General features: G+C 71.1%; 11 protein-coding genes and 1 pseudogene. 3 read left to right on the forward strand and 9 right to left on the reverse strand.

Features of this window, described 5'->3' with window-relative positions:
• Positions 1 to 182: 182 nt before the first annotated feature.
• From KM933_RS33090 to KM933_RS33100, 3 genes are all read right to left on the reverse strand, one after another.
• Positions 183 to 5,114, reverse strand: a complete 4,932-nt coding sequence (locus KM933_RS33090; RefSeq protein ID WP_221359291.1) for an NAD-glutamate dehydrogenase — start codon at positions 5,112 to 5,114, stop codon at positions 183 to 185.
• 486 nt (positions 5,115 to 5,600) lie between these two features.
• Positions 5,601 to 6,266 (reverse strand): HAD family hydrolase, encoded by a 666-nt coding sequence (locus KM933_RS33095; RefSeq protein ID WP_221359293.1) that lies wholly within the window; start codon positions 6,264 to 6,266, stop codon positions 5,601 to 5,603.
• Positions 6,267 to 6,399: 133 nt separating this feature from the next.
• A complete protein-coding gene (locus KM933_RS33100) occupies positions 6,400 to 6,915 on the reverse strand; it encodes a DUF6912 family protein (protein ID WP_221359295.1) in 516 nt (171 codons plus the stop codon).
• Between the two features lie 313 nt (positions 6,916 to 7,228).
• On the opposite strand from KM933_RS33100, the gene KM933_RS33105 reads away from it, so the two are divergent.
• Positions 7,229 to 7,765 (forward strand): Rv3235 family protein, encoded by a 537-nt coding sequence (locus KM933_RS33105; protein WP_221359297.1) that lies wholly within the window; start codon positions 7,229 to 7,231, stop codon positions 7,763 to 7,765.
• 184 nt (positions 7,766 to 7,949) lie between these two features.
• On the opposite strand, the gene secA is transcribed toward KM933_RS33105, so the two are convergent.
• Positions 7,950 to 10,778 (reverse strand): preprotein translocase subunit SecA, encoded by a 2,829-nt coding sequence (secA, locus tag KM933_RS33110; protein ID WP_221359299.1) that lies wholly within the window; start codon positions 10,776 to 10,778, stop codon positions 7,950 to 7,952.
• Positions 10,779 to 11,023: 245 nt separating this feature from the next.
• Here secA and KM933_RS33115 point away from each other — a divergent pair, with 245 nt between their 5' ends.
• Positions 11,024 to 11,611: a GNAT family N-acetyltransferase gene (locus tag KM933_RS33115; RefSeq protein WP_221359301.1), complete on the forward strand. Its 588-nt coding sequence runs from the start codon at positions 11,024 to 11,026 to the stop codon at positions 11,609 to 11,611.
• 71 nt (positions 11,612 to 11,682) lie between these two features.
• Entirely contained in the window at positions 11,683 to 12,879 is a 1,197-nt protein-coding gene (locus tag KM933_RS33120; protein WP_221359303.1) for a winged helix-turn-helix domain-containing protein, read from the forward strand.
• 34 nt (positions 12,880 to 12,913) lie between these two features.
• Here KM933_RS33120 and KM933_RS33125 read toward each other — a convergent pair whose 3' ends face one another.
• The 5 genes and pseudogenes from KM933_RS33125 to KM933_RS33145 all read right to left on the reverse strand — a co-directional run.
• On the reverse strand, positions 12,914 to 13,657 hold the full coding sequence (locus KM933_RS33125; RefSeq protein WP_221359305.1) for a response regulator: 744 nt from the start codon (positions 13,655 to 13,657) through the stop codon (positions 12,914 to 12,916).
• Positions 13,658 to 13,866: 209 nt separating this feature from the next.
• On the reverse strand, positions 13,867 to 14,559 hold the full coding sequence (hpf, locus tag KM933_RS33130; protein ID WP_430727401.1) for a ribosome hibernation-promoting factor, HPF/YfiA family: 693 nt from the start codon (positions 14,557 to 14,559) through the stop codon (positions 13,867 to 13,869).
• 316 nt (positions 14,560 to 14,875) lie between these two features.
• Positions 14,876 to 15,727: a ComF family protein gene (locus tag KM933_RS33135; RefSeq protein WP_221359317.1), complete on the reverse strand. Its 852-nt coding sequence runs from the start codon at positions 15,725 to 15,727 to the stop codon at positions 14,876 to 14,878.
• Positions 15,728 to 15,933: 206 nt separating this feature from the next.
• Entirely contained in the window at positions 15,934 to 17,787 is a 1,854-nt protein-coding gene (locus KM933_RS33140; protein WP_221359319.1) for an LpqB family beta-propeller domain-containing protein, read from the reverse strand.
• A pseudogene (locus KM933_RS33145) lies at positions 17,777 to 17,975 on the reverse strand (hypothetical protein); the annotation flags it as partial. The gene KM933_RS33140 and the pseudogene KM933_RS33145, both read right to left, overlap by 11 nt.

Raw genomic sequence — 17,975 nt, forward strand, 5'->3', positions numbered from 1 at the left:
CCGATTCACCCTAAATAAGACTTTGGGTTCACCGCATGGCGGGTGGGCCGACCGGGCTGAAATCCGGCCCGACCGGACTGGAATCCGGCCCGACCGGCGTCTGAGGACGAGCGCGCAGCGCGATCGCGTCGCGGGGCTCCGGGGGCGCCCCCGGCACCGGGGGCGCCCCTTCACCGTGGACGCTACGAATGCGTCCGCAGCATCGTCCGCATCGTCCGCATCGCCACCGACAGATTCGCCAGGTCGAAGGACTCCGATCCCCGGATCTCCTCCAGCGTCGTCCGCGCCCGCGCGAGGATCGCCGAGTTCCGCTCCTCCCACGCCTTGAACCGCTGCTCGGGCGTGGACGTCCCGTTGCCCACGGCGAGCACGTCCGCGGTGAGCGCGGCGTGCGCCGCGTAGAGGTCCTCGCGGATGGACGCCCGCGCCATGGACTGCCACCGGTCCGACCGGGGCAGCTCGATGATCCGGTCCATGAGCTGGGTGATCCGCAGCCGGTCGGCGAGGTCGTAGTAGACCTCCGCGACATCCATCGGATCCTTGCCCATGCGGTCACCCACCGCGACGATGTCGAGCGTCGGGAAGGCGGACGAGAACCCGGCCACCCGCTGCGCCAGCTCGTCGGGCACCCCGGCCCCGGACAGCTCGTCGTAGATCCGCTGGTACCACTCCAGGTCCGCGCCCAGCAGCAGGTTGGGCAGCTCGGCCCAGACCCGGGCGACCCCCGCACGGAAGAAGTCGACCGTCTCGGCGAGCTGGATCGGCTGCGGCCGGTTGTTGAGCAGCCACCGCGTGCCGCGCTCGACGAGGCGGCGCGAGTGGAGCCGGATCCGGGTCTGGACCTCCGCCTCCACCGTGTTGTCGAGCGCCTCCACGGCGTCCCACACGGAACTGGAACCGAAGATCGCGCGGGCCGCGGTCTGCGCCCGGACGATCTCCTCCAGGGACGCCCCGGTCTCCTCCCGCAGACGGTGCAGGAAACTCGTACCACCGGTGTTGACCGTGTCGTTGACCAGCACCGTCGTGACGATCTCGCGCCGCAGCGGGTGGTTGTCGATCTGCTCGGCGAACTGGTCCGCCAGCGCGGTCGGGAAGTACGCGTGCAGCAGGGTCCGCAGGTACGGGTCGTCGGGCAGCGACGTGTGCAGCAGCTCGTCGGAGACCGTGATCTTCGTGTACGCGAGCAGGACGGCCGTCTCCGGCTGCGTCAGCCCGTGCCCGTTGCTCAGCCGCTCCTTGATCTGCCGCTCCGTGGGCATGAACTCCAGCTCGCGGTCGAGGTGGCCCGCGCGCACCAGGTGCCGCAGGTAGCGGTGCTGGGCGTGGAGCATGCTCGGCGACTGGGCGAGGGCGTTGGCGAGCGCGGTGTTCTGCGCGTAGTTGTTGCGCAGGACCAGCGTGCCGACCTCGTCCGTCATCTGCGCGAGCAGCTTGTTGCGCTGCTTGACGGTCATGTCGCCGTCCCTGACGAGCGCGTTGAGCAGGATCTTGATGTTCACCTCGTGGTCGGAGGTGTCCACGCCCGCGCTGTTGTCGATGGCGTCGGTGTTGACCTTGCCGCCGGCCTGCGCGAACTCGATGCGCCCGAGCTGGGTGAGGCCGAGGTTGCCGCCCTCGCCGACGACCTTGACCCGCAGGTCGGCGCCGTCCACGCGGATGGCGTCGTTGGCCTTGTCGCCGACGTCCGCGTGCGTCTCGGTGGACGCCTTCACGTACGTGCCGATGCCGCCGTTCCACAGCAGGTCCACCGGCGCCGTGAGGATGGCACGCATCAGATCGGCGGGGGTCATCTTGCCGACGGTGGCCTCGATGCCGAGGGCCTCGCGGATGTGGCCGTTGAGCTGGATGGACTTGGCCGTACGGGGGAAGACGCCGCCGCCCTGCGACAGCAGCGCCTTGTCGTAGTCGGCCCAGGACGAGCGCGGCAGCTCGAAGAGCCGGCGGCGCTCGGCGTACGACGTCGCCGCGTCCGGGCGCGGGTCGATGAAGATGTGCCGGTGGTCGAAGGCGGCGACCAGGCGGATGTGCTCGGAGAGCAGCATTCCGTTGCCGAACACGTCGCCGCTCATGTCGCCCACGCCGACGACCGTGAAGTCCTCGGTCTGGGTGTCGACGCCCAGCTCCTGGAAGTGGCGTTTCACCGACTCCCAGGCGCCGCGGGCCGTGATGCCCATCTTCTTGTGGTCGTAGCCGGCCGAGCCGCCGGAGGCGAAGGCGTCGCCGAGCCAGAAGTTGTACGACTCGGCCACCCCGTTGGCGATGTCCGAGAACGTCGCGGTGCCCTTGTCCGCGGCGACCACCAGGTAGGTGTCGTCCCCGTCGTGCCGTACGACGTCGGCGGGCGGCACGACCTCCCCGGCCACCATGTTGTCGGTGATGTCCAGCAGCGCCGAGATGAAGGTCTTGTAGCTGCGGACGCCCTCGGCCATCCAGGCGTCGCGGTCCACCGCCGGGTCGGGGAGCTGCTTGGCGACGAACCCGCCCTTGGCGCCGACGGGCACGATGACGGTGTTCTTGACCATCTGCGCCTTGACGAGCCCGAGGATCTCCGTGCGGAAGTCCTCCCGCCGGTCGGACCAGCGCAGACCGCCGCGCGCGACCTTGCCGAACCGCAGGTGCACACCCTCGACCCGCGGCGAGTACACCCAGATCTCGTACGCCGGCCGCGGCGCAGGCAGGTCCGGGATGGCCTGCGGGTCGAACTTCATGGAGACGTAGTCGTGCGGCACGCCGCCGCCGGCCTCCTGGAAGAAGTTCGTGCGCAGGGTCGCCTTGATGACGGTGAGGAAGGAGCGCAGGATCCGGTCCTGGTCGAGGCTGGCGACCTGGTCGAGGGCGGCGTCCAGCTCCTCCAGGAGGGCGTCGGTCAGCTCCGTGCCCGCCCGCTGCCGCTCCGGCGACATACGTGCCTCGAAGAGCGAGACGAGCAGCCGGGTGGTGTGGACGTTGCTGCGGAGGGTGTCCTCCATGTAGTCCTGGCTGAACTTCGAGCCGGCCTGCTTGAGGTACTTGGCGTACGCGCGCAGCACCACCGCCTGCCGCCAGTTCAGTCCGGCGCTGAGGACCAGGGAGTTGAAGCCGTCGTTCTCGGCGCGTCCGGTCCAGGTCGCCGCGAAGGCGTCCTGGAACCGCTCGCGGGCGTCGTCGCCGAGGTGGTCGCCGCTGCCCGCCGCCGCCCCGGGCAGCCGCAGGCCGAAGTCGTAGATCCACGCGGACGCGCGGTCCGGGCAGCGCAGTTCGTAGGGCCGCTCGTCGGTGACCTCGACGCCGAGCCGGGTGAGGACCGGCAGGACGGCGGAGAGGGAGACCGACTCCCCGATGCGGTAGATCTTGAAGCGGCGCTCGCCGGGAGCGGCGCCGACCGGCTCGTACAGGCTGAGGTCGAAGTCCTTGCCGTCGCTGAGCTCCTCCAGGCGGACCAGGTCCGCGACCGCGGTGCGCGGGTTGTGGTCGGCCTTGTAGCCCTCGGGGATGATGGTGCCGTAGCGGCGCAGCAGCTCGGCCGCGCGCTCCTCGCCGCACTCCGCGTTCAGTGCCTCGGCGAAGCCGTCGGCCCAGGAGCGGGCGGCCTCGACGAGTCGCGCCTCGATGCGCTCCTTGTCGGCGTCGCTGAGCTGCGGCAGCTCGGTGCCCTGCGGGACCCGGACCACGAAGTGCAGCCGGGAGAGGATCGACTCGGTGTTCCAGGCGGTGAAGTCGACGCTGGTGCCGCCCAGTTCCTCCTTGAGGATGTCGATGATCCGCAGGCGCACACCGGTGGTGTACCGGTCGCGCGGGAGGTAGACGAGCGCCGAGTAGTAGCGCCCGTACTCGTCCTGGCGCAGGTAGAGCCGCAGGCGCCGCCGCTCCTGGAGGTAGAGGACGGACGTGACGATCGCCCGCAGCTCGTCGGGCGGGGTCTGGAAGAGCTCGTCGCGCGGGTACGTCTCCAGGATCTGCAGGAGGTCGCGGCCGTCGTGGCTGTTGGGCGAGAACCCGGCGCCCCGCAGGACCTCCGCGACCTTGCGTCGGACGACGGGCACGCGGCGCACGGACTCGGTGTAGGCGGCGGAGGAGAACAGGCCCAGGAAGCGCCGCTCCCCGACGACGTTGCCGTCGGCGTCGAACTTCTTCACGCCGACGTAGTCGAGGTAGGACGGCCGGTGCACGGTGGCGCGGCTGTTCGCCTTGGTCAGGACGAGGATCTTGTGCTCGCGGGCCTTCGCGCGCGCGTCGGCGGGCAGCCGCTCGAAGGACGGGCTGACCGGGTGGTCCTCGTCGGCCCCCTGCTGCGGGTCCGAGCGCAGGATGCCGAGCCCGGTCCCGGGGACGGCGCCCAGCGAGTCGTCGTCGTGGAGCTCGTACTCCCGGTACCCCAGGAAGGTGAAGTGGTCGTCCGCGAGCCAGCGCAGCAGCTCGCGGGCCTCCTCCACGTCCTGGTCGCGCAGGTCGTCGGCGGTGGGCTCCTTGGGCAGTTCCTCGGCGATGCGCAGCGCCGCGTCGCGCATCTTCTCCCAGTCCTCGACGGCCTCGCGGGCGTCGGACAGGACGCGCAGCAGGTCGGCGGTGATCTGCTTCAGATCGGCGCGGTCGGTCTCGCGGTCGATCTCCACGTGGATCCACGACTCCACGAAGCCGTCGTGCGGGAGGTCACCGGCGGGCCGGGCCCCCAGGACCTCGACGAGCCTGCCGGTGAGATCGCGCCGCACGACGATCTGCGGGTGGATGACGACGTGGATGCCGCGCCCCTGCCGGGACAGCTCGTTGGTCACGGAGTCGACGAGGAAGGGCATGTCGTCGGTCACGACCTCGACGACGGAGTGGCTGCAGGTCCAGCCGTTCTCCTCGACGGTCGGGGTGTGCACCCGCACGTTGGCCGTGCCCTGCGGGCGGTTCTCGGCCAGCCGGTAGTGCGAGACGGCGGCTCCGAAGACATCGACCGGGTCGCGGTCGGTGAGGTCCTCCGGGGCGGTGTGCAGGTAGTAGCGCTGGAGGAACGCGAGCAGTGTGTCCCGGTCCGGGGTGCTCTCGTCCGTCTTCCCGGTCGGTAGGTGCCCCCCGACCGGGCTGTTCTCAGCTACCCGGGCAGCCCGTTCGAGCAGCTCGGCCTTGGCTTCGTCCAGCTTGGTCTGCATTGTCCTCTGGCTCCTGTCGCGCGCCGTTGCGTGACGTCGTTGAACATGAAGTGACGTAGCGCCGCGACGCGGGGTGTCCGGTCTGATCCGACGCTATGCCGCGATGAGAGATGAGTGGGACGTTATCCGCCATGTCGGTCGGCTCCGGAGGCTGTGACGCTGCTCTCGGTGCCTGTTCCGCGGCTGCCCGCTCGGGGGGACCAGCAACCGCCCGGTCACGGATGTGGTCCGTGTCGTCCGGGCGCGGGGCAGGGGCGACAATGCCCCCGCGACGTATCGCGCTGATCACGTGACCAGGTTATCGCTCCCACGGGGGAGCCCGTCACGAGCCGCATGTGTACAAAAGGAGGGTCGCTTTTTTGACACTTCGCACAGTTCGCGCCAACGGGAACCGTGTCCGTCAGGGGCGCGGGGAACTGCGCGACCGGCCCCCACCGTCCCGCACCCGGCTCTCCACGCCCGACCGCGATCCTCCCGGGCCCACGCTCACGCCGCCAGCCACTCGGCCACCGTCACCGCTTCCGCCAGGGTGTCCACCACGGGCACCCCGACCCCCTCCAGGCTGGCCCGGCTGTGCGAGCCCCCGGTGTAGAGCACGGCCTTCGCTCCCACGTGCCGTGCGGCCGTCGCGTCGTCCGCGGCGTCCCCGATCACCACCGTGCGCGCGGGGTCCACCCCGGTCAGGGCTCTCAGATGGCGCACCATGTGCTCGGCCTTGCCGCCGCCGGACGGCCCGGTGCGTCCGTCGACCCGCAGGAAGTGCGGCTCGATGCCGAACCCGCGCACCAGCGGGACCAGTTCCTCGTGCCCGTACAGGCTCAGGATGGACTGGCTCCGGCCTGCCGACACCCACGCGGCGAGCAGCCCCGGCACCCCCTCGGCGAGTCCGCACCCCACCCGGTGCTCCGCGTAGTACCGGTGGAAGGTCGCGTTCATGACCTCCCACTCCTCGTCCGTCGGCAGCCGCCCGATCAGCCGCTCGTAGAACTTCGGTACGGGTACGCAGTACAGCTCCCGGTACCGCTCCATCGTGATCGGCGGTATGCCCAGTTCGGCGAAGGCCGCGTTCGTCGCGGCGATGACGGCCGCGTTGTCGTGGAACAGCGTGCCGTTCCAGTCCCAGACGATGTGTGTCGCTCCGTGCATCCCCATATACAGAAAGTACCCGCCTCCACTGACAACGCCCCGCCCGCACCCCGGGTCCCGCCGCCCACCGGCGTCGGCGGTCAGCCGTCGGCCGTCGGCGAGTGGCATCGGCGTCGGCGAGGGGTGTCGGCCGCCGGCGTCAGTCGCCGAGGCCCACCAGGTTCGGGATCTCCTGCGTGGCGAACCACAGCAGTTCGTGGTCCTCGGCCCCGTCCACGACGAACTGCGCGTCGTCGTCGCCCCGGTCCGCCGCGCCCAGCGCGTCCGCGGCCGCCCGCACGTCCGCCTCCGCCTCGTCCGCGTCGGCGTGCACGGCCGCGGCCTCGGCCAGTGCCACGGTCCCGCCGACCCGTACCTCCCCGAGGGAGGCGGGGTCGGGCCCCTGGCCGGGATCGGCGACCGCGGCCCCGTCCGGCACGTCGACGGCGACGACGACCCGCCGGCGCGGGGCGACGGGGTCGAGCGCCACCAGCCGCAGGGAGGCGAGCGCGGCGCGGTTCAGCGCCGCGTACTCCAGCTCCTCGATGTCGTCGGAGAGGTACCACTCGCGCAGCGCGGGCGTGACGGCGTACGCGACGAGGGGTCCCGTGCCGAGTTCACCCGTCTTGTACGCCTCGGCGAGACCGGGGAGGGTCAGGGGGACGTAGACGCGCATGGCCGGCCGCTTTCGTAGAGGCGTTCCGAGGGCGGGTTCCGCACCTCCGGGAGGCTTCCAGGATACGTGCGGGTGTCCTCTTTCGAGTTCGCGCCCACCCCGTCCCGGGCGTCCACCGTGGTCCCGTCCGTCACCCGGTGCGTCCCGGTCCCGCCATGCCTCCCGCCCTGCCCCGTCACCCTGATAGGTGAACGTCTCACAGGCCCCGGCGGCCGCCCTGCCCGCTTGCGCCGGCCCGCCCCGGCCTCGTACAAGACCCCCAACGGAAAGTTACCGATCGGTACGAGCCGGTCCGAACGAATGGGGCTCCGTCGTGAACAAGGTGATGACCAGGACGAGGCGCACCCCGGGCGGCCGCCCGCCCGTCCGCCACGACACCCGCCGCCCGGGAGCCCCGCCCCGCACGGCTCCGGGCAGGGCCGTGTCCCGGACCCCCGGCACTCCCGACGCCCCCGGCGCGACGGGCGGCGGGGGTCCCCAGCCGTCCGCGCCGCCCAGGCCGCCCGTACGCCCCCGCCCCACCGACCTCTTCGCCGAGCGGCTCGTCGAGGTGCTGAGCGGCCGGCGCCCGGTCCACTGCATGCTCCGGCACACCGCGGGCCGCGCCTACGACGAACTGGCCCGCCTCGCCGAACGCGGCCCGCTCCGCACCCGCGGCGAACGCCCCGTCGTCCGGGACATCGGCTACTACGTACCGCGTTCGGGAGCCGTGGAGGCATTCGCCCGCATCGGAGCCGGCGACCGGCTCCGCGCCATGGCCTTCCGCCTGGAACAGGGCCCGGACCTGCGCTGGCGCTGCACAGCAGTGGAACTGGGCGGTCCCCGCACCCCCCACGTCCCCGAGGACTGACCCGCCCCTGCGCGCTTCCGCTGCGGGGCGCCCCGCAAGGGGCGCGGGGAACTGCGCGACCAGCCCCCCACCGCCCCGCAGCCGCCCCACGAACCGCGACGCCCCGCAGCCGAGCGCAACCGAACAAAAGGGGCCGGGCGCCCAGCGCCCGGCCCCACGCCCCGCTCACCCGCGGAGCGAACCGTCACTTCTTGCGGCGCCGCCCGCCCTTCTGCTGCTTGCGCCGCTCGGCACGCGTGAGCCCGTCGGACTCCGACCGCACCGGCTCGCCGTCCGTGGTGAAGTCGCCCTCGACGACCCCGCCCTCGCCGTCCACCGTGGGCGCGGAGAAGTGCAGCCGGTCCGGCCGCTGCGGAGCGTCGAGCCCCTTGGCCCGGATCTCCGGCCGGCCACCGCCGCCGGAGGCACCCGCACCCGCCGGGACGGCGTCCTGCTTGTCGAGCGACGGCCGCGCGTCCTCGACCGGGACCTCCTCGACCTGCTGCTCGACCTGGACCTCCAGGTTGAACAGGTAGCCGACGGACTCCTCCTTGATGCCGTCCATCATGGCGGTGAACATGTCGAAGCCCTCGCGCTGGTACTCGACCAGCGGGTCCTTCTGGGCCATCGCACGCAGGCCGATGCCCTCCTGGAGGTAGTCCATCTCGTAGAGGTGCTCGCGCCACTTGCGGTCCAGGACCGACAGCACGACCCGCCGCTCCAGCTCACGCATGATCTCGGAGCCGAGCTGCGCCTCGCGCGCCGCGTACTGCTCGTTGATGTCGTCCTTGATGGACTCGGAGATGAACTCGGCGGTCAGACCGGCGCGGTCACCGGCCGCCTCCTCCAGCTCCTCGACGGTGACCTTCACCGGGTAGAGCTGCTTGAAGGCGCCCCACAGCCGGTCCAGGTCCCACTCCTCGGCGAAGCCCTCCGCGGTCTCCGCGTCGATGTACGCGTCGATCGTGTCGTTCATGAAGTGCTGGATCTGCTCCTGCAGGTCCTCGCCCTCCAGGACGCGGCGCCGCTCGCCGTAGATGACCTCGCGCTGCCGGTTGAGGACCTCGTCGTACTTGAGGACGTTCTTCCGGGTCTCGAAGTTCTGCGTCTCGACCTGCGACTGGGCGGAGGCGATGGCGCGGGTGACCATCTTGTTCTCGATCGGCACGTCGTCCGGGACGTTCGCCATCGACATGACGCGCTCGACCATCTGGGCCTTGAAGAGGCGCATCAGGTCGTCGCCGAGGGAGAGGTAGAAGCGGGACTCGCCCGGGTCGCCCTGACGGCCGGAGCGACCGCGCAGCTGGTTGTCGATACGGCGCGACTCGTGCCGTTCGGTACCCAGTACGTAGAGCCCGCCGAGTGCCTTGACCTCCTCGAACTCCGCCTGCACGGCCTTCTCGGCGCGCTCCAGGGCGGCCGGCAGGGCCGCGGCCCACTCCTCGATGTGCTCCTCGGGGTCGAGGCCGCGCTGGCGCAGCTCCGCCTCGGCGAGGTCGTCGGGGTTGCCGCCGAGCTTGATGTCCGTACCGCGGCCGGCCATGTTGGTGGCCACGGTGACGGCGCCCTTGCGGCCGGCCTGGGCGATGATCGGCGCCTCACGGTCGTGCTGCTTCGCGTTCAGCACCTCGTGCTGGATGCCGCGCTTGCTGAGCTGCTGCGAGAGGTACTCGGACTTCTCGACCGAGGTGGTGCCGACGAGGATCGGCTGGCCCTTCTCGTGCTTCTCGGCGATGTCGTCGACGACCGCGTCGAACTTCGCGACCTCGGTGCGGTAGATCAGGTCCGACTGGTCCTTGCGGACCATGGGCCGGTTGGTCGGGATCGGGACGACGCCGAGCTTGTAGATCTGGTGGAACTCGGCGGCCTCGGTCATCGCCGTACCGGTCATGCCGGAGAGCTTGTCGTAGAGGCGGAAGAAGTTCTGCAGGGTGATCGTGGCGAGCGTCTGGTTCTCGTCCTTGATGTCCACCCCTTCCTTCGCCTCGATCGCCTGGTGCATGCCCTCGTTGTAGCGGCGGCCGGCGAGGATACGGCCGGTGTGCTCGTCGACGATCATGACTTCGCCGTCGATGACGACGTAGTCCTTGTCCTTCTTGAAGAGCTCCTTGGCCTTGATGGCGTTGTTCAGGTAGCCCACCAGGGGCGTGTTCACCGACTCGTAGAGGTTGTCGATGCCCAGCCAGTCCTCGACCTTGGCGACGCCGGACTCGTGGATGGCGACGGTGCGCTTCTTCTCGTCGACCTCGTAGTCGCCGGTCTCCTCGATGCCCTTGAGGGTGTTGCCCGCCTCGCCCCTCTTCAGGCGCGTGACGAGCTTGGCGAAGTCGCCGTACCACTTGGTGGCCTGGTCGGCGGGGCCGGAAATGATCAGCGGCGTACGGGCCTCGTCGACGAGGATCGAGTCGACCTCGTCGACGATCGCGAAGTTGTGGCCGCGCTGCACCAGTTCGTCCTGGGACCAGGCCATGTTGTCGCGCAGGTAGTCGAAGCCGAACTCGTTGTTCGTGCCGTACGTGATGTCGCAGCCGTACTGCTCGCGGCGCTGGGCCGGCGTCATGTTGGCCAGGATGCAGCCGACGGTCAGGCCCAGGAACTTGTGGACGCGGCCCATCATCTCGGAGTCGCGCTCGGCCAGGTAGTCGTTGACCGTGATGAGGTGGACGCCGTCCCCGGAGAGGGCGTTCAGGTACGCGGGCAACGTGCCGACCAGGGTCTTTCCCTCACCGGTCTTCATCTCGGCGACGTAGCCGAGGTGGAGGGCGGCGCCGCCCATCATCTGCACGTCGTAGTGGCGCTGTCCGAGGACGCGCTTGGCGGCCTCGCGGACGGTCGCGAACGCCTCGGGCAGCAGGTCGTCGAGGCTCTCGCCGTCGGCGTAGCGCTGCTTGTACTCGTCGGTCAGGGCTCGCAGCTCGGCGTCGGAGAGGTCAACGAAGTCCTCTTCGATGGAGTTGACCTGGTCCGCGATGCGGTGCAGCTTGCGCAGGATCTTTCCTTCGCCTGCACGCATGATCTTCGAGAGGACGGACACGGGGGTTTGTCTCCTTGCCGGTCGGGCCTGGGACGGTCGGTTTCAATGGCAGATTCATATGACAGCTTGAGCAACGGCCATCGTAAGCGAGGACCCCACCGCGCCGGGAGGTCTGCAAGTGACAGCCACTGAGACAACGGGCGGGGGATGCGGAAGGTGCCGCGTCGGCGCCACGAAAGGTGACGGCGGCATCACGCAGTGCGAAAGTGATGGCTTCCGCGCCGGAGCCCGAGCAGAATCGGCCGATGGACCCCGTCACGCTGACCTCCGCACGACTTCTGCTGCGCACGGTGGGGGCACACGACACCGATGCCGTGTTCGACGCCGTCCAGGATCCCGACATCCAGCGCTGGACCACGATCCCGTCGCCGTACCTGCGTGAGCACGCGACGGCCTTCACCGAGCAGATGGTGCCCGACGGGTGGGCGGACCGCTCGATGTTCACCTTCGGTGTCTTCCTGCCCGCCGGCGGCGAACTCGCCGGCATGCTCTCCCTCTCGATGCGCTCCCCGGGGGTCGGCGAGATCGGCTTCTGGGCGGCGAAGGGGCACCGGGGCCACGGCTACATCACGGAGGCGGTGCTCACCGCCTCCCGCTGGGCGTTCACCCGGCGCTCCCTGGACCGCGTCGAGTGGCGGGCCGAGGTGGGCAACCGGGGCTCCCGCGCGGTCGCCGAACGCGCGGGCTTCACCGTCGAGGGGGTCCTGCGCTCCGGCATCAACAACAAGGGCGTACGCCGCGACTGCTGGATCGGTTCCCTGCTCCCCTCGGACCTGGGACTGCCGTCGGCGACGCCGTACCTCCCCGCGCCGGGCCGGCCCGGACCGGCGTGAACCGTCCCGCCCGCGCACGGGATCACCCGGGCGGGGCGCGGTTGTCAGTGTCAGCGCCTATCGTGCGGACCATGACGAGTCTGCCGCGCCCGACCGCCGAACTCTCCGCCGACGAGGCCCGTCGCATCGCCCTGCGCGCGCAGGGGTTCCTGGGAGCCCCCGACCGCAGGGGCGGTGTCCGGGGCGTCCTGCGGCACCTGGGCGCGGTCCAGCTCGACACGATCTCCGTCCTGGCCCGCTCCCACGAGCTCGTCCCGTACGCCAGACTCGGCGCCGTCGGCCGCAGGACGGTCGACGAGGCGTACTGGACCCCGGCACCCGCCGGTACGGCCCCGGCGCGGCCCCACGCCTTCGAGTACTGGTCGCACGCGGCCTGCATCCTGCCCGTCGAGGAGTGGCCGCACTTCGCGTTCCGCCGCCGCGCCTACCGCGCCCGCCCGCACTGGCACCACGACCTGCCGGAGGGCACGTACGAGCAGGTCATCAAGCAGCTGAGGGCCGAAGGACCGCTCACGGCCACCGATTTGGGCGGCGCGAAGAGGACCAGTGAGTGGTGGGACTGGTCGGGCACCAAGGTCGCCGTCGAGCGCGCCCTGATGTACGGCGAGGTGGTGTGCACGGAGCGCCGCGGCTGGAAGCGGGTGTACGACCTCGCCGAACGGGCGATCCCGGACGCGCTGCTGCACGACGAGCTGGACGACGCGGAGTGCCTGCGCCGTCTGGTGCGGCTCGCGGGCCGGTCCCTGGGTGTCGGCACCCGTGCGGACATCGCCGACTACCACCGCCTGAGGAACGAGCAGGTCGACGCGGTGATCGCGGACTCGGGCCTGGTCCCCGTCACGGTGGAGGGCTGGTCGAAGCCGGCCTGGGCGGACCCGGCGGCACTGGAGACGCCCCCGCGCGGCCGCCACCGCACCACGCTCCTGTCGCCGTTCGACTCGCTGGTCTGGGACCGGGCACGCACGGAGCGGATCTTCGGCTTCACCCACCGGCTGGAGGCGTACGTCCCCAAGCCCAAGCGGGTGTACGGCTACTTCGCCATGCCGGTGCTGGCCGGCGGCCGGCTGGTCGGCCGGGTGGACCCGGCCCGCGAGGGCGCCACCCTGGTCGCCAAGCAGGTCACCCTGGAGAGTCCCCGGTCCGTCCCCGCGGTCGCCCGAGCCCTGCTGGAGGCGGCGACGTGGGTGGACTGCACGAACATCCGCGTGGAGCGGGCGAACACCCCGGCCCTGCGCGACGCCCTGACAGCCGAACTGGGCGCCTTTTAGGCGGCGCGGGGAACCACGCGAAGCGCCCCTCAGCTCAGCGGATCTCGAGAATCTTCTCCCGCATCGCATACACCACGGCCTCCATCCTGGAGTGCAGCTGCAGCTTCTCCAGGATGTTCCGCACGTGGTTCTTCACGGTGTTCTCGGAGATGAACAACTCCTTGGCGATGTCCCGGTTGTTCATCCCGGTCGCCACCAGCTTCAGGACCTCCAGCTCACGGTCGGTGAGCCGGGGCGCCGGCACCAGCCGGCGCTCGTCCGTGCGCTGGATCATCGACTTGAACTCGGTGAGCAGCTTCGAGGCCATCGAGGGGCTGATCTGCGACTGCCCGTCGGCGACCGCGCGGATCGCCGTGGCCACCTCGTCCGTGGAGATCTCCTTCAGGAGATATCCCGTGGCCCCCGCCTTGATCGCGTCGTAGAGGTCGGCCTCCTCGTCGCTGATCGTCAGCATGATGATCTTCGCGCTGGGGGCGACCTCCTTGATGGAGGTGCACGCCTCGATCCCGCCCCGCTTCGGCATCCGCACGTCCATCAGCACGATGTCGGGCAGCAGGTCGGCGGCCTTGTCCACGGCTTCGGCGCCGTCCCCCGCCTCCCCGACGACCTGGATGTCCTCCTCGGCGGCGAGCACGATCTCCAGGCCACGGCGGAAGAGGGCGTGGTCGTCCACGACGAGGACCCGGATGGGCTCCTTGCGCGGGGAGCCCGCGTCCGGGCCCATGCCGACGACGCCGTCGGCATCCGCGTCACGCATCGGTCCGAAGCTGTCCGCCATGGTTCCTCCCCCTGAAGGCCGTGGCCTGCGTTCCTGTGCCGTCGCCAATCCATCGCTGCGGCACACCGGTTGGGGCCGGTGCGGCCATGATTCCATGCCCGGACGACAACGGGACGACAGAGCGGGACACGAAGGAGTCGCACACCGGTGCCCCCGGGGGCGCACAAGCGCTCCAGGGGCACCGGCTCGCGTTCACCGGGAGGGGGCGGTCAGCCGCCCAGCACGCCGCCCGGCGGAGCCTGCTGCGCCTCGGCCACCATCGGGTCCGTACTGAGGTGGATGACGCCGTAGTCGTAGGCGTGCCGCCGGTAGACGACACTGGGCTCCTTGGACTCGGAGTCGACGAACAAGTAGAAGTCGTGCCCGACCAGCTCCATCTCGTAGAGCGCCTGGTCGAGCGTCATCGGGGACGCGACGTGGGTCTTCTCGCGGACGACGAGGGGGCCGTCGCCCTTCACCTCGAGCGGGCCGACCTTCTTGGTCGGCACCCCGTCGTGCTCCTCGTCCTGGACGATCTCGCCGTTCCCGTCGAGCGTCGCCGCGTCGGGCACGTGGTCGGCCACCTCGGCCGCCGAGATCCTGCGGGACCCCCGGCGCGTGTACCGCTTGTCGTGCTGCTTGCGCAGCTGGGTCTCCAGCTTGTCCGCCGCGAGGTCCAGCGCCGCGTACGCATCGCTCGCCGCCGCCTCCGCCCGGATCACCGGCCCGCGGGAGTGAAGTGTGATCTCCACCCGGTCCGACCGGTCGGCCTGCCGGGGGTTCGGCTCTTTGGACACCTCCACGTCGAGGCTGATCACCTTGCCGTCGAGCTTCTGGATCTTCTCCAGCTTCAGCTTCTCGGCCACGTGCTTGCGGAACCGCTCGGGCACCTCGGTCTTGCGGCCCTTGACGACGATGTCCACGCAGAACTCCGTTCCCGGATCGCTCCGCACCGACGGCGGAGCATCTCCCTTTTGCACCAGGCCCCGGCGCGTCCCGGAGCCTCGGACTCGGTGACTTCCACCTCCTCCTCCCCCACGGGCCGGACCTCCATCCCCCTGTCGCGGGTGAATGGGGAAATCCCGGGGGTGCGGCATTCCGATATGCAAGGAGCGGCGTCCGCCATTCCCTCACAATCGAACATATCCCGCCCGGACGGATGTCGTCACCCTCTACTGCGGTGTACCTCCATTCAGGTGAATGGAACCTCTTACTACCTGCAACGAAACAACTTCTCGGTCAGTTCCGGTTTATTCCGAAAGAAGCTGGAGACGCCGCGACGACGGCCGCGCCGACCCCACCTTCCACGCTGTTCGCGCGTCCCTTTTCCTTGACCGCTTCTGGCCCGCCTACACCTGCCGTCCTCACCCGTCTCGCTCCTTCTTCCGTCGTTCCGGGTGTTACCCGTCCGTAGAATCCGGCTTCCTGCGCGAGGACGGCCCTCAGGGCCCGCGCCGCCTCGGCCAGGGAGGCGCCCGTCGTCATCAGGTCGTCGACGAGAACGGCTCTCCCGCCGCCCGCCAGCAGCCGTGCGCCGCCCGGCGCCACCACCAGCGCGCCGGCGAGATTGTCCAGCCGCTGCCGTGAGGTGAGCCCCGACTGGTCGGCCACCGCACGCCGCTGCCGCAGCACGGCGAGCACCCGGGCCGGTGTCCCGGTGCGCCGCAGGTCGGCCGCCGCGGCGAGCGCGATCCGCCGCGCGGGGTCGTGCCCCCGCGCCCGCACCGCCCACCGCGCCGACGGCACGGGGACCAGCAGCACCGGCGCCCGGGAACCGCCCGCCCCGGCGTGTCCGCGGGTCCCCAGTCCCGCTCGCACGGCTCCCGCCAGGGCCGCACCCAGCGGACCCGCGAGCGTCAGCGCCCCCCGCTCCTTGTGGGCGAGCAGCGCCGCCCGCACCCGGTCCTCGTACGGGGCCGCGGCGTGCACCACCGGCAGTCCCGCCGGCTCGGGATCCGGGCGCACCCTGCTCGGTACGTCCCCCGTCAGGGCGGCACGGCACTCCGGGCAGAGCACCGTGCGAGGCCGTCCGCAGCCTCCGCACTCGGCCGGAAGCACCAGGTCCGTGAGGTCCTGCCACCACCCCCGCATGGCCACCACTGTGCCAACGCCCGGGCGCCCCCACCAGCCCTGTGGACAACCGCCTGTGGACAAGCCCCCGCACACGTCAGGGCGTCGTCCCCCACACGGGGGACAGACGCCCTGACGGCACATCACGACGGCACTGCACGGCGATACACCACGGCGACGCACCACAAGGACGCACCACGGCGACACACCACGGCGCCCGGCCGGACTCACCCCGGATAGACCGGCGCCATCCCCGTCTTGACCACGGTCTGCCACTGCGAACCGGTCGAGAGCCGCACGATCCCGTCCTCCGAGTGCGCCACCAGCGGCAGCCGCTCGTCCTCGGAGGCGGCGATCTCCTGCACGCCGGTGAGCGCGGAGGGCGCCGGCCCCACCGGCGTCGACCCGTCGACCTGGACGTACTGGATCTGCTGCACGCCCCGCGCCTCGCGGCCGACCACGACCAGGCGGCTGTCACCGGCCCAGGACATGGCCGTGACCTCCTCCAGCTGAGGCGCCACGGACCGCAGTCCCTGGATCTCGACGGCGCTCTTCGCGCCCGCGCCCCGCGCGTCCGCCCGCTCGATCCGCCCCATGAGCAGCGTCGTCCGGCTGTCCTCGCGCACCATCAGCGCGATCCGTACGCCGTCCGCGGCCACCCGCACCGCCTCGATCCGCCCTTCGAGACCGGGCGTCGAGACCTCCAGGGGCTCACCCGCGCCCTTCGACAGCAGGAGCAGCCGGGAACTCCTGGGGCCGCGGTCGGCCACCCACAGGCTGCCGCCCGCGTCCCAGCTGGGGGTCGTCAGCCCGTCCTCCTCCGACGTGGCCCCGCTCTCCAGCACGGCCTCCCCGAGCGAACCGCCCGACGCCAGCGACCCCACGTACATCGAGCGCCCGTCGAGCGACACCCCGGCGGCGGTGTCCTCGTCGCGCGAGACGGCGGCCGCCCGCAGCTGCTTGTCCCCGTCGCCGAGCGCACCGGGCACCCGCTCGGGCTCCTGCTCGCTGCCGGCCGCCGGTATCCGGACGAGCCGCTTCTCGCCGTCGATGAAGTACTCGTACTCGGCACGCTTCGCCGGGCCGTACGCCACGTGGATCTCGGCCTGCTCGTTCGTGACCACGCACGACTGCGTGCCGTCCGAACGCTGGATCTCCACCTCGTCGACGCCCGTCGGCGTCAGGTCCTGGAGGGTGAACAGGATCTGGGCGGCCATCTCCGTGCACACGGTCTGCCCGACCCGGTCGGCCCTGTCGTTGAGCGGCACCGTCAGCCGGTTCTGGTCGTCGGGCGTCAGCGACTTGACGCCCTTCTTCAGCGCCGTGCCGGTGGGGAAGCTCGACCTGACCACCGGCTCCAGCCAGCTCGTCGGCCCCCTCAGGACCGAGCGGACCATCTGCGTGACCGGGTCCACCTGCTCCCGTACGTAGACGGGGTCCGCGACCGCGCCCAGCTGGTCGTCGCTCCTGCCTCCGGTGTTCGAGGCGAAGTAGTACTTGTTGACGGACTCGTAGTTGCGCTGGAAGTCCGACATCCCCATCACCAGGCCCGGCGGCAGGGCGTCGATGCGCCACTCCTTGGAACCGTCCGCCTCCTTGTGCTCGGTGAGGTGCACGGTCTCCTCGTACGCCCCCTCGGCCGGCTCGTAGGCGAACTGCGAGTCCACCGTGGCGACCTTGGTGCCGATCAGCGAGTAGGCGTAGTCACCGGTCGCCTCCCTGCTGCCGCTGTGCTGCGCCACGGTGTTCGGGCCGTCCGCGAGCACCGTCGTCGACTCGTTCGGGCGCCATTCCCCCGACGCCTCCTCGGTCAGGTACTTGCGGGCCGTCTCGAACCCGGGGTCGTCGCTGGTCAGCGCTTCGAGGAAGCCCTGGACGATCTCCTCGGGCTGCGCGTTCTCCCGCGGCGGCATGGCGAAGACCCGGACCTGCGCGTCCGGCCGCTGCGATGCCTCGACGTCGCGCAGGTCCCCTCCGTCCGGCATCGACGCGCACCCGGCCAGCAGTACGCCCGCGCAGGCGGCGTACACCGCCGTGTGGGCCGGACGCCGGCGGCCGTTCCGGTCGCGGTCAGCGCCCACGAGATCCCTCTCCCTGTTTCGACTCGTCCTGCTGCCCGCCGGTGCCCGCCCCGTCCCCGGACGGTGTCCGCCCTGCGGTCCCCTCCGGCGCCGCCGGTCCGCGGGGGTCCGCGGTGGGCCGCGGCACCACGCGCGCGCCGTTGCCGGGCAGCGCCGCCGGGTCCACGGCGCCCGCCACCACGGGCGCG

Source organism: Streptomyces beigongshangae (assembly GCF_019710745.1).
In the GTDB taxonomy this organism is placed as follows: Bacteria; Actinomycetota; Actinomycetes; order Streptomycetales; family Streptomycetaceae; genus Streptomyces; species Streptomyces beigongshangae.

Excerpts from the sequence above, each read along its gene's own strand:
- KM933_RS33090 (WP_221359291.1), bottom strand. The coding sequence starts at position 5,114 with ATGCAGACCAAGCTGGACGAAGCCAAGGCCGAGCTGCTCGAACGGGCT.
- KM933_RS33120 (WP_221359303.1), top strand. The coding sequence starts at position 11,683 with ATGACGAGTCTGCCGCGCCCGACCGCCGAACTCTCCGCCGACGAGGCC.
- KM933_RS33100 (WP_221359295.1), bottom strand. The coding sequence starts at position 6,915 with ATGCGCGTCTACGTCCCCCTGACCCTCCCCGGTCTCGCCGAGGCGTAC.
- KM933_RS33135 (WP_221359317.1), bottom strand. The coding sequence starts at position 15,727 with ATGCGGGGGTGGTGGCAGGACCTCACGGACCTGGTGCTTCCGGCCGAG.
- KM933_RS33125 (WP_221359305.1), bottom strand. The coding sequence starts at position 13,657 with ATGGCGGACAGCTTCGGACCGATGCGTGACGCGGATGCCGACGGCGTC.
- KM933_RS33115 (WP_221359301.1), top strand. The coding sequence starts at position 11,024 with ATGGACCCCGTCACGCTGACCTCCGCACGACTTCTGCTGCGCACGGTG.
- KM933_RS33095 (WP_221359293.1), bottom strand. The coding sequence starts at position 6,266 with ATGGGGATGCACGGAGCGACACACATCGTCTGGGACTGGAACGGCACG.